This is a genomic window from Paraglaciecola sp. L1A13 (assembly GCF_009796745.1).
Classification (GTDB): domain Bacteria; phylum Pseudomonadota; class Gammaproteobacteria; order Enterobacterales; family Alteromonadaceae; genus Paraglaciecola.
Genome location: NZ_CP047024.1, coordinates 1197929 through 1210782, shown reverse-complemented (window position 1 = coordinate 1210782; position 12854 = coordinate 1197929). Strand labels below are relative to the sequence as shown.

Here is a 12854-nt window from a genome sequence, read left to right as displayed (position 1 = left end):
CATCTATAAAAAAAGCCAACCCAAAGGTTAGCTTTCTATTTATATCAATATTTTTAGGCGTTAGCTAACCAGTATCGTTAGCTCGCTAAACGCCTAGGCCAATCAATAATTACACCGTAACTGGCTTATGCTTTTTATGGGTAAACACCAGTAAAATCATACCAATGACGATGACAACTGCACCAATCGGCTTGCCTAAATCAGGGGATAAGTTAAAACCAATCGCCGCTGTCATAATATAAGAGATAGTCACTCCAGTAGTAATAACCGCAGGTATGCTGGCAATCCAATGAAAGGTACCGCGGTCAAACAAGTACTTGGTGGCTAACCACAACACACTGGTCGACAACAACATGTTGGAGAAGGCGAAATAACGCCAAATCAATGAGAAGTCGAGTTTCGTCATAAAGTAAGCAATGGTCAAAATAGGTATCGCTAGCAACAAGCGATTACGCACACTTTGTGGAATATTAAACGCATCGACCACCGTCAAGCGCAATGAACGAAACGCTGTATCCCCAGAAGTGATGGGGAAAACAGCCACGGCGATAATCGCCATAATGCCGCCAAATACACCTAAGTAACTGTTTGCGACATGGTTCACCACTAACCCTGGGCCACCTTGATCGAGCAATTCTTTAAGTCCTACATAGCCTTCAGGGAACGCAGCAATTCCGGCTAGCGCCCATACACAGGCTACAATGCCTTCGCATACCATTGCGCCGTAATATACCGGGCGTACGTATTTTTCATTGGTTAAACAGCGAGCGATTATAGGCGCTTGAGTAGAGTGAAAACCACTGATAGCACCACAAGTAATTGTCACGAATAATAGCGGCCAAGTCGGCAGGCCATCAGGGTTGGGCGTTAAGAAGTCATGAGCATGATCGGCCTCAAAATAGGCCATAAAATCCCCTGTTACGGGTAAGTGTGGCGCCTCTATTAATAATGCGACCGCGATCATCGTGGTCATTACTATCATCAACAAACCAAAGATAGGGTAAAACCTGGTGATAATTTTATCAATAGGCAACAAAGTCGCTAAAAAGTAGTACCCCAAAATCACCAATACCCAAAAGGTATTATTCGCTAAAAACGTGTCTTGAAAATAATCCAGGTTACTGAGTAAACCTGCGGGGCTCATAATAAAAACCACACCTACGAAAAACAGCAACATAGCAGTAAATATCAGCATAAAGCCTTTAAATACCACATTGTAATAATGGCCAGCGATTTCAGGCAGGCTTTTGCCGTCCTCTTTAATGCTCATCACACCAGAGAAATAATCGTGAACCGCGCCACCTAATACATTGCCAAGAACAATCCACACGAGCGCAATCGGGCCATACAACGCACCCAATATAGGACCAAAAATAGGGCCTACACCTGCAATGTTTAAAAACTGAATTAAAAAAGCACGAACAGGATGAATCGGCACGTAATCCACACCTTCGCTAAAGCGAGATTGCGGAGTGGCAATAGTCGGGTCAATCCCTGCTTGTTTTTCAACAAATGGGCTATAAAACTTATAACCAAGGATCAATATAGTGATACAGATAAAAAAGATGATCATAACAGCGCGTGTCTCTGTTTAGCGTATTTCGAAATAGAGCGCGACAAACGCACTCCGCCTTTCATTCCCTGAATATGTTTAATAATTTAACAGAACGTTAAAATATGGCGGCGATAATAACAAACTCGAACACAACTAAAAATGGCAAACACGCGTTATTGTCAACGTCAGGTTAAAGAAAATGTAACTAACCTGCATTTATGTATGACTATTCGCCAAACCTTGGCACTGGTACGACCTATTTTCAAAACGGCCTAGATGGGACAAGGGCTACGTTGAATTGGTAAGATTTAATTAACTGGACGTTTTTTAGCCAAATCTTCAGCTAATTCATAATTACCTTGGCTTAAGGCGATATCGACTAGGCTATTACCTGAGCCATCTTTAGCAGTGAGATCTGCTCCTGCTTCGGTTAACGCAGTAATCGTCTCTGTACGATTAAACAACGTGGCAAACATGGCGGCAGTTTGGCCATTAGCGTTTGTTTGATTTACATCACAATCAGCACTAATCAATGCTTTGATTGCTCCAAAATTGCCTTTAAATATAGCGCCCATTAACGCGGTATTACCTGAGTTATCTTCCTGACACGCATTGATACTATCTTGACTGAGCAGATAAGTAACAGTGTCAGTTTGCCCGTGATAAGCAGCAAGTATCAGAGCCGTGTAACCTTTTTTATCCGCCACGTTCATGCTTAGTCCAGCAGCGTAATAAGCACTTAGGGTTGACACGTCACCTTGGCGAGCGGCGTCGAAGTATAACGTCTGTAAGCGTTCACTATCAACAGGCTGCGCATTTGTTAATAACGCGGTAACAAAAAACATAACGCCCACTAGGCTTTTTATAGAGGTGGATAAAATGGCGTTCATGACTAAATCCTGTGTTAAATAGTTAAATAGTTAAATGATGTGAAAGTGACTAAAGAAATACGGCGTGTCTTGTTACGTCTTGCACATAACACGCCGTGATTAGCTATCGCCCTCCCCTACGATTGAAACAACGCTTCGAGGGGTGGCGATAAACAGAGCTTACAAATCTGCGTTGTAATAAATGCGGCTGAAATCATCTGCCACTTTCTTCGCATGTTTTTCACGCTCAGCTTGTACTTCAAGTAACTGTTTTGCGGTCGCTTTCACTTTCTTAAGCGGAGCGCTTGCAAACTTAGCCACACCGGTGCCGTAGTTTTTATCTGCGTTGTACATATATGCACTAATAATCACTCGGATCTCTTCTTCTGGCACGCCCGCTAGCGTGGTACCTAAGTTTTCAATCAAGTGTTGTTGCTCAACCTTACTAAATGAACGGAATTTCTCACCGGCCTGAGCAAAGTTACGCTGCTTATAAAACGGCGCTTGTTGTGTTGTGCCCGCTAAAGGCGTTTGTGCATATTTGTACTGATTATCGTCATTCAAGTCTAAACGTCGGCTTGGCTGATAATTAACGTCACGTGCGCTGCTCGTGGTACGTAATTTACCGTGTTGCTCGTGGTTATTAATCACGGCATTACGCGGTGCATTAATCGGAATACGGTAAGCGTTTACGCCAATTCTGTAGCGCTGAGTATCAGCATAAGAGAACAAACGGCCTTGCAACATTCTGTCTTCTGACGGCTCAATACCTGGTATTAAGTTGCTTGGTGCGAATGCAGCTTGCTCTGTTTCTTCAAAGAAATTATCCGGTACACGATTAAGCGTTAACTTGCCGATTTTCTTAGCTGGTACAAGGGACTCAGGCCAAATTTTAGTCGTGTCTAACGGGTTAAATTCGAAATCATCTAACTGCTGAGGATCCATAGTTTGCAAGTACAAGTCCCAAGACGCAGTTTCACCGTTTTGACCGATACGAGTATAAATGTCGGTGGTTAAAGGTTGAAAGTCACGACCTTGCATTTCTTGTGCTTCTTTAGCAGTGAAGTTCTTTTGGCCTTGGTTGGTTTTCCAAGTCAATTTAAAGTACTTAACTTGGCCTTTGTTATTCACAAACTTATAAGCATGAACGCTTGAGCCATCCATATTCAAGTAGCTTTTTGGTGTTCCCATATCTGAAAACAAGTGCGTCAACATGTGAGTCGATTCAGGCTGATGTGAGAAAAAGTCAAACAACCGTGCAGCACTTTGTGCATTCGTCACGGGTGACGGCTTCAAGCTGTGCACCATGTCAGGGAATTTAATTGCATCACGGATAAAGAAAATCGGGAAGTTATTACCAACTAAATCCCAGTTTCCTTGTTCAGTGTAAAATTTAACAGCGAAACCCCGTGGGTCGCGCAATGTTTCTGGTGATTGGTGACCATGAATAACCGCCGAGAAGCGCACAAACACGTCTGTTTTTTTGTCTTCACCTTGGAAAGGCGCGGCAACGGTTATATCTGATAAATCTACGTAATTTTCGTAGTAGCCATGAACACCAGTACCACGTGCATGCACTACACGCTCAGGTACACGTTCACGATCAAACGCAGCTAGTTTTTCAATTAAGTGACTGTCTTGCAACAACACGGGTCCCCAAGGACCAGCGGTTTGAGAATTCTGATTATCGCCAACGGGGGCGCCGTTTTGACGAGTAAGCGTATCAGCGCTTGTCATACTTGCTACGCTAAACAGCGTTGCGGCAACGAGAAGTGTGGTTTTTATTTTCATTTTAATTCTCCAAAAGAGTCTTAGGTATCCCAAGCAATTTATGTATATGGGATCCAATTTGGTTCTATTAGTTATGTGTGGCAGTTAACCGCGCTTTCGCTTATTACTTACACATCAAACTTACGGGTCGTGAGCGGCTGTTTATGCTGCTCTCATCGGCCTGTCCTGTGGCTGGAATGGAGTATGCTGAGAAAGGTAAATGCAATAAAATGATTAAAACAGATTCAAACAATCTATATTTCCGATGAAAGAACTCACAGCACAATTTAAAAGGTCACCCATTGACGAAAACTAGGCGTTAAATGGGGCGTTAAATAGCGCAAATAAGAGGCGCTATAATAAAAAATTCCTGCGGTCGTCTACTGCTAGCCATAATTATTCGTTATAGTATTGTATCGCTGGCTTTACTCATCAGGGTTATAACCAATAAAGCGTTCACTTTGATCGATTTAACTTTAAAATTTGGGTAGTGCTATGACACTTTTACGCTGTATTGTTGCTTTATTAACGTGTGGCCTTAATGGGCTCGTATTTGCCCAAACTACAAAGCCTTTTGTGATTATGATTGGTATCGACGGCTTACGCCCTGCGAGCATTAACCAGCAAAACACACCAAACTTATATAGTCTTGGTCAACAAGGCGTAACGGCCACTAGTCTGACCCCAGCAATGCCGAGCAAAACCTTTGTGAATTTTTATTCTTTGGCAACAGGGTTACATCCAGAGCATCACGGGATTGTGTCAAATTACCCTTTTGATCGAACCATTAACCGTGGTTTTTCACGTAAAACGGATATTCAAGACCCACAATGGTGGGGCGGCGAGCCCATTTGGATCACAGCTGAAAAGCAAAATGTGAAAGCCGCGACTTATTTCTGGGTCGGTTCTGAAGTGGCTATTGATGATGTGCGCCCTACTTACTGGAAGCCCTTTAAGCAAAATAAAGATTACGGCGAACGCGTAACAGAGGTATTGCAATGGTTGACCAAGCCCGAGGCTCAGCGGCCACACTTAGTGACCTTGTATTTTTCTGCTGTAGACAGCGCCGCACATGATAATGGTGTCAATTCCCCCCAAGAAATATATGCCATTCAGAACGTTGATAAACACATAGGTGATTTAATTGCCGGTATACATAAGCTTGGTTTAAGCGACGACACAAATATTGTCGTAGTGTCTGATCACGGTATGGCTAATTTAGCGGATGAACGAGTGATTAACCTAGACGCTAAGGTGGATTGGTCGCATTTTAATATTCCTGACTGGCACAAAAAGGATCGTCCGGTATTTGCACCTTATTTGAACCTCTATGGCGATAAAACGCACGTCGACAGTGCATTTCAAGCGCTTACCCAACAACCGATTGAACACCTGCGAGTACTCAAACGCGGCGAGTTTCCGGCCAATTACCATTTTGACCACCCAGAGCGCGGACCCGACCTAATGTTATTAGCGGACACCGGTTGGAGCGTTTATGCCAGTGAAAATGGCGCTTTGCCAGAGCCATTTAAATTACAACATACCGCGACGCACGGTTATGACAATCAAGCACCTGAAATGGCCGCCACGTTTATCGCTGATGGTCCAGCTTTTGCTAAGCACAGTCATGTTCCCACGTTTGACAATATCGAAGTGTATAATCTGTTGGCTTGTGCCCTCGGTATTACGCCAGCGAAAAATGACGGCGATTTACATCACGTGCGCAACGTTCTCAGCGCTGACAAACAAACGTGCTTAGCTGATTAGGCTTGGCGTTAAGTACCTGTATTTAGGGTTTAAAATTACAAGAGCAGCCACGTTCTATACGCAGCAAGTTATTTTAGTGCGTATAATGCGCACAGGTAACAAACAAACCAGTCATTACATGGGTCAATCCCATACATTCTTTTGGAGAAACCATGGACAACCAGACCAGTTCGCGAAATACCAGCGCCAAAGCATTACGCCTGAATCTTGATGAAAAGAAATACGGAACGATAGTCGAAATTGGCGCAGGCCAAGAAGTCGCCCGGCAGTTTTTCTTGGCAGGGGCTGCAGCAGGTACCATCGCTAAAACGATGTCTGCCTACGATATGAAATTCTCTGACGCGATATATGGCGTACAACAAGACCGACGTTACGTAAGTGAAGCCCGGGTAAACGCCATGGTGCAGCAGGAATTTGCTCTGGTTATTGATCGCGTAGGCGAAACCCGTTCAAAGTCATCTCGCTATTTTGCTTACGCCGCCACAGTGGCAGCCAAAAGCTTTAATCGCGTCAGCGAGTGCCATGCTTGGTGTGGTATACGTGTGCAGATGTATCCTGGCGCTGAACCATCGGACATCACAGTACATGTGCGCATGCTTGACGACAATGCCGAGGCACAACAGCAAGCCCTTGGTGTTATTGGGGTTAACCTGATTTACGCTGCCTACTATTACTTTGAAAATCCAAAGAAAATCATCGATTCACTAACCGATAACATTAAATCGGGTCGCATTGAAATTGACTCCATTGAATTCAAAGGCCCCTATTTTGAAGATGTAGATAACCGTGAAAAAAATATTCACCTGATCAGAAGCTGGAAGACCCGTGCGATCATGTTCAAGCCTGACGGCACAGTCGCCGTGCCAGCTGAAATGCTTTACAAAAAGAACGTGCTAACCATACGCGGCTCATTTCGCCCAGTGACCAAACTTAATGTAGACATGATTGAGCAAGGTCAGTTGGCGTTTAACAAGTTACCTGGCGTTGAACCTAGTAATACTATGGCCATTGCTGAAATTACCCTCAACGACAGCCGCGGTAATGACGCGAAAGTACCATCTAAAGATATTATCGCTCGTGTACAGTTACTTAACTCTTTGGGTTATAACGTGATGGTGTCAGATTACACTCGTTATTTCTCGCTCAGAGCGTATTTTAGACAATACACCAAGTTACAGATCGGTATTGTTGTTGGCATGATCAACATCAAGCAAATCTTCGATGAAGAATCTTATCGTGGCGTTGAAGGTGGAATTTTAGAAGGCTTTGGTAAGCTATTCCCTGATAACACCCGCTTGTTCGTTTACCCTGAGCTCGACGAACACGGTGAATTACATGACTTTATATCGGTAAAAGTCCCTGAACACTTGCGCTTTTTATACCGCCACTTGCTAGAAAATAACTTTATTCAGGGTATTGATTGCAGTGATCATCAACTGTTTAAAATATTTTCTCGAGATGTATTGAAACAGCTAAGTAATGGTCGCGGAGATTGGGAAAACTCCCTGCCAGAGGGTGCATCTGAAGAAATAATAAAAAATAAGTTCTTTGGTTTCAAAGGGTAACTTTTAAGCCCGCAAAAAAATAATAAATACCAAGGCTGAATACCATTTTAGCCTTGGTATTTATTGTTCTAGATCAATTTTCTAATTTGCACTTCTACTAAACTCGCAGGGTTACTTTTCATTCACCCCGATTTACTTGCGAGCACACTTTATGCACTCATCTGTTATATTTGACTCTGCTTTATTAAAAAAATACCCAGCCCGTGGCCCTCGATACACCTCGTACCCAACTGCGTTGAATTTTACCCCTAAGTTTGGCAAACCAGACTTACTAAAAGCAATTGAGCAAAGTAACAACAAAACCCTATCTTTGTATGTGCACATCCCCTTTTGCCATAAGCTGTGTTACTACTGCGGATGCACTAAAGTTGTTACGCGACTGCAATCAAAAGCCGACGTTTATCTGGATTACCTAATTAAAGAAGTCGAAATACAAGCACAATACATGGGCCATAAGCCTGTAACACGGGTGCATCTAGGCGGTGGTACGCCTAATTTTTTAAATGACATACAATTGAAACGGTTAATAGACGGCCTTAAAAAACACTTCAACTTCACCAGCGACGCAGAGCTAGCAATAGAAGTCGACCCAAGAGACATGACGTGCGAGCGCATTGATACCATGGCTGACATAGGATTTAATCGACTCAGTATTGGTTTACAAGACATCGATCCTAAGGTGCAAAAGGCCATTAATCGCGTTCAATCTACCGAACTGATAGAAGCATTAGTCACCCGCGCCAAAGCACGTAACTTTCGTTCAGTGAATCTTGATTTAATATACGGCCTGCCTTTTCAGACGCCAGAAAGCTTCGCTAATACCTTAGAAGCAGTGCACAAGATGCAAGTTGAACGGGTGTCTCTTTTCAGTTATGCCCATTTACCTGAACGGTTCGCGGCCCAGCGCAAACTGCCCGCTGATGCACTGCCAAATGCAGAGCAAAAATTGGTACTAATGCGCCTAGCGATCGAAACACTGTGCAGTTACGGTTATCAATTTATTGGTATCGACCATTTTGCCTTGCCCACCGACGAACTGGCTAAGGCTCAACACAACAAAACGTTAACCCGCAACTTTCAAGGCTACACCACAGAGGCCGACTCTGACTTATTAGGCTTGGGTGTGTCGGCCATAAGCGCTATTGGCGACAGTTACAGCCAAAATCATAAAGATATCAATGGTTACTATTATTCAATCGAACACGATAAAGCAGCCCCTGAAAAAGGACTCGTACTCAGTAAAGATGACCATATACGTCAACATGTAATCAGCGATATTATGTGTAACCTCACAGTTGATAAAGCCGCAATATCGTTAAAATTCGGTATCGATTTCGACAAATATTTTGCCGATGAAATAGATAAACTGCGTCCATTTATAGAAGATCAGATGGTAGTAAATTTATCCCATGCTATTTGCATCGCTTACAAGGCACAGTTGCTGCTGCGCCATATATGCATGGTGTTTGATGTGTACCTCGGTTTAGCAACTAGGCAGAAGTTTTCCGCCACTATTTAGTGGCAAACAACTATATGTTCCGTCTCGAAAATTGTGTTATACCTATTAAGTAAATTGATAAATATCAAAGGAATGCACAATGGTAAATAGGAACTTCCCTGCACATGGCGCACTGAGTATTGCGATTGAAGGTGGCTTACTCGTCATACGTGGCCGGGGACCGGCCAATACAGAGATGGTCATTCGCTATCAACGTGAAATACATCATTACAGGGAGCAATTGTGCGTTAATCCCTGGGCCAGTTTAACCATTTTAAGCGGCGAGCCTTTGTTACCTCCTGAAGCATCAAGCATGATGGTTGAAGCGATTAAACAAGCCGAGAACATGAATCTAATCGCCACTGCTGTGGTATTCGATGATGTGCAATACAAAGGTATGTCTGAACAGTTCTGGGAAAAGATTTATCAACAAACTACTCTCAAGCATGCATTTTTTGAGGATGAAGCAGACGCTCGAAAATGGCTTCGTTCACAGGTCGAAAAACGACAAGGAGAATAAAAGTCTCACCTTGTCGATATAACGTTTTATGCTCCCACTAATCGTCAATTTCTTGTTATTCAATTCCGCTGCCCAGCATTAAGTGTCAACGACAACACTCAACGCCAATAGCTGCACGCCCTCAAAGTCGGTCCTAAATAGGAGAACCTGGTGGTAAGGGCTTAGCTACAAAATGCGACGGCCATTGGCCTGTTTGCCAAAACTGATTTAACTGTTCGGCCAATACACGGTTTTGTCCGCGTTTTTTCAGGCTATCTAGCCACTTAGTTAAGTCTCGCAGTTGCAACTCAATTGCGCCTTCAACTTCAGGTCCAAGCTCTGGGTTAGACAAAACATTTACCAAGCCATCTAGCACCACGTAATTAATACGCTGTGCAAGTTGGTTGTCACTATCTTGTTTAAGGCTGCGCGTTAATAATGTAGCAATAACACTGTTCACACTTGGCAAGTCTTTATTCATGCTGTATTGCTGCGCTAGACGATTTAAACGCTGGGGTTGTAGTAACAGGCTCAAGGTGTAATTCGCCGCAGACTCCCCAGCCGACACCGGATCAAACGTTAACCCAGTACGCCCATTAAAACTTTCGCGATTACGTGACTCGCCATAAGCTTTAGGGGGAATAAGGTCGATAATATGCGCAGGTACACGTAAATAATCGGGCTGCATAGTATCAAGTAACGCACTCAAAGCACCTTTTTGCGCGTCAGCGCTAACAACTTGTGCGCCTTTTGGCTCGGCATAATCGCCTTTGCTTTCGTACTCGTATTCAACACCACCTAATAGTTTTGCCGCTGCATCAAGTTGGTATCGATGCAATAAGTAAATGGGCACAAGGCGTTCTTCTAGAGAAGACAACGTACTGCCGCTAGGAATGCTATTAATACCGAACTGGCTTAGGGCGACTTTGCGTATTTCGCTGATACGTATAAGTTCAGCAACGGCATCACTGCCCTCATCCCATAAACTACCCGACGGATTCGCAGCATGTAATGGCCGCGCATCAGGATCAGACTGATAACCCATACCGCTAGCTCGAGCTTTTCTGACCAACGTATCCAAACCTTTGGCTTCTTCTTGTGGATTGGGGTAATTCTGATAACCATAAGCAATCACATAATCATCCCACGCGCCCATGCCTGTGGCGTAAGCACCTTGTAAACTAATTTGACCATCTTTTAAGGTGATTTTTGGGTGCGGATAATCCATAACCGACTCGCGACCATATTCACTGGTTGCAAAGTTATGAGCAATGCCTAGGGTATGACCCACTTCATGGGCAGACAACTGACGAATACGCGCCAGTGCCATATTTTTTTGCGTTTCAGTATTGGTACTTTGACCATTTGAATCGTTTTTAAAGGGGCTGGTTAGTCCAAGAGCGATTAAGTAATCTTGGCGTACGCGCAACGAGCCTAGGGTCACATGACCTTTGATGATCTCACCCGTGCGTGGGTCAACCACAGAACTTCCGTAAGACCAGCCTCTTGTGGCACGATGCACCCACTGAATAACGTTATAGCGCACATCCATTGGGTCAGCGCCATTGGGTAGTATTTTCACTTGAAAAGCATTTTTGTAGCCAATGTCACTAAATGCTTGGTTCCACCAACTTGCACCATCAAGTAACGCGCCTAAAACGGGCTCAGGAATACCTGGGTCAAGGTAATACACGATTGGCTCAACCGCTTCACTAACCTTAGCGTTAGGGGTTTTCTTAGTTAGGCGATGCCGAGGAATAAACTGCTTACTCATGCTTTGGTCAAGAGCCGCTGAATAATCTTGATAACCCGCCGCCCAATAACCTGAATTTGGCACGAATTTACGCGACTGGTATTGATCATCGGGCAAACGAATAAGTGAATGATGCAAATGCACGGTAATGCTTTTAGGTGCAGGGGTCACTTGTTCAACAAATTCACCAGGGCCTGTGCCTGCGAATGTGACTAATGACTCGAGCTCGGTGTTATCCACAAACGCTTTACTGCGTTTTAGGTATACTCCACTGCGACCGGCATCAGGGCTATAAGTGCCTTGCTTGGTCGCAGCCAAGCGGTCACTTATTTGATGTATGTCTGTAAATAAAAACGCGGTGTAATCCACCAGCACAGTATTTTTGTCTGCGGCGACAACGGGCAAACCTGCAATCACAGAATCGGCGAAAGCTTCATCGATACTTGCTTGCTCGGCAGGGTTGCCTGAACTTGCACGGTAGGCAGTGTTGAGTTGATTGAGCATCACCTTATTGCCAAAGCGCTGGAATTCGACCAAACGGGTTTCGCCGAGTTGCCCACGATCAAGGCCGATATCGTTGGAGCCAATGCCCTGAGGCAAACTACTTTGAAACAAAAACGGCTGATCTAGCTTATCAACCCGTAAATAGACTTTGTCATTTTCCCCATCATAATAAAAGTCGAAAAAACCACTTTTGTGCTCCATTTTTTGCGTGAATTCGCCAATGGTTTTAGCATTACCTACCCCAACGATTAAGCACAAAAAGGTGCCCACTAGCACAATGACTAATTTCATTTTCGACTTCAACATTTGCATTCCTCTGCTTAAAGTTATTGTGAACGAGCACAATACCTTACCGATTTTTTACCCGCAGCAAAAGCGCCATGAGACCAACGCATGGAAACACGCTTTGAGGCCATGCTTTATCCGAGTAAAAACTTGATAGCCCTAGATAGTTTTTTCTGTGAGGACGACAAATGTGGTGGTACCAAAGATGGCGAAATTCTCTATAAAGACGCTCATCATATATCCGTATCAGCCGGAAAAACCCTAAGTTATTATCTGGAAGGCGAAATAGTCAATGCAATCGAAGGGGGCTCCTCAACCCTTGAAGTGTCTGGCGGATGAAAACGTGCCGATGTTGTAATAACATTGGCACCCTCTATTTACACATTTATTTTCAACTTGCTCATCCCCTACCTTAAGCCTGAACGCGAAACAAAATATTGCGCCTCAAACTGGCAATTCTATTAAAACGGCGATTAAAGCAGCGCCCTGTTAAACATATAAATCTTAAAGTCGGATACAGGTTATTTGAGTGAAGTTGTATTTAAATCTATATTCTAGGTTCAACTTAGAAGTTGTTTATTCAATCCTCAGCCACTCATTATAAAGAAGCTTATTCCCTTAAAAATACCATATCATTTTTGGCAACCCAGTCAGAGAGTAATTTATTACCCAGACCAGTATGGGCGTGCCCTAGAACCAATGCCCCAAAAGAGAACTTTACTTACCGACAACTGTCAAATAAATTTACACCTGAGAATAAAAAAAGCGATTTACTAACTCAAGCTACTG

The 12854-nt window shown here is 43.7% G+C and carries 9 protein-coding genes; 5 read left to right on the top strand and 4 right to left on the bottom strand.

Annotation, left to right across the window (positions count from 1 at the left end; genetic code table 11):
- Positions 1-109: 109 nt before the first annotated feature.
- The 3 genes from GQR89_RS04945 to GQR89_RS04935 form a co-directional block, all read right to left on the bottom strand.
- Entirely contained in the window at positions 110-1573 is a 1464-nt protein-coding gene (locus GQR89_RS04945) for a carbon starvation protein A (RefSeq protein ID WP_158769030.1), read from the bottom strand.
- 290 nt (positions 1574-1863) lie between these two features.
- Positions 1864-2400, bottom strand: a complete 537-nt coding sequence (locus GQR89_RS04940) for an ankyrin repeat domain-containing protein (RefSeq protein ID WP_370461066.1) — start codon at positions 2398-2400, stop codon at positions 1864-1866.
- A 204-nt stretch (positions 2401-2604) separates the two neighbouring features.
- Complete coding sequence (locus GQR89_RS04935) at positions 2605-4215, bottom strand: catalase (protein WP_158769028.1); 1611 nt, start codon at positions 4213-4215, stop codon at positions 2605-2607.
- A 474-nt stretch (positions 4216-4689) separates the two neighbouring features.
- Between GQR89_RS04935 and GQR89_RS04930 the strand changes: the two genes are divergently transcribed.
- The 4 genes from GQR89_RS04930 to GQR89_RS04915 all read left to right on the top strand — a co-directional run bounded on the left by GQR89_RS04930 (position 4690) and on the right by GQR89_RS04915 (position 9544).
- Positions 4690-5961, top strand: a complete 1272-nt coding sequence (locus tag GQR89_RS04930; RefSeq protein ID WP_158769027.1) for an ectonucleotide pyrophosphatase/phosphodiesterase — start codon at positions 4690-4692, stop codon at positions 5959-5961.
- Positions 5962-6113: 152 nt separating this feature from the next.
- Positions 6114-7526 carry a TonB-dependent receptor gene (locus tag GQR89_RS04925; protein ID WP_158769026.1) on the top strand — a complete coding sequence of 471 codons (1413 nt, stop codon included), beginning with the start codon at positions 6114-6116 and terminating at the stop codon, positions 7524-7526.
- Between the two features lie 151 nt (positions 7527-7677).
- Positions 7678-9045 carry an oxygen-independent coproporphyrinogen III oxidase gene (hemN, locus tag GQR89_RS04920; protein ID WP_158769025.1) on the top strand — a complete coding sequence of 456 codons (1368 nt, stop codon included), beginning with the start codon at positions 7678-7680 and terminating at the stop codon, positions 9043-9045.
- 79 nt (positions 9046-9124) lie between these two features.
- Positions 9125-9544: a hypothetical protein gene (locus tag GQR89_RS04915; RefSeq protein WP_158769024.1), complete on the top strand. Its 420-nt coding sequence runs from the start codon at positions 9125-9127 to the stop codon at positions 9542-9544.
- A 133-nt stretch (positions 9545-9677) separates the two neighbouring features.
- Here the strand turns inward: GQR89_RS04915 and GQR89_RS04910 are convergent, their stop codons facing one another.
- On the bottom strand, positions 9678-12086 hold the full coding sequence (locus GQR89_RS04910; protein ID WP_158769023.1) for a zinc-dependent metalloprotease: 2409 nt from the start codon (positions 12084-12086) through the stop codon (positions 9678-9680).
- An 87-nt stretch (positions 12087-12173) separates the two neighbouring features.
- Between GQR89_RS04910 and GQR89_RS04905 the strand changes: the two genes are divergently transcribed.
- Complete coding sequence (locus GQR89_RS04905; RefSeq protein ID WP_233269082.1) at positions 12174-12404, top strand: hypothetical protein; 231 nt, start codon at positions 12174-12176, stop codon at positions 12402-12404.
- The last annotated feature ends 450 nt before the right edge of the window (positions 12405-12854 follow it).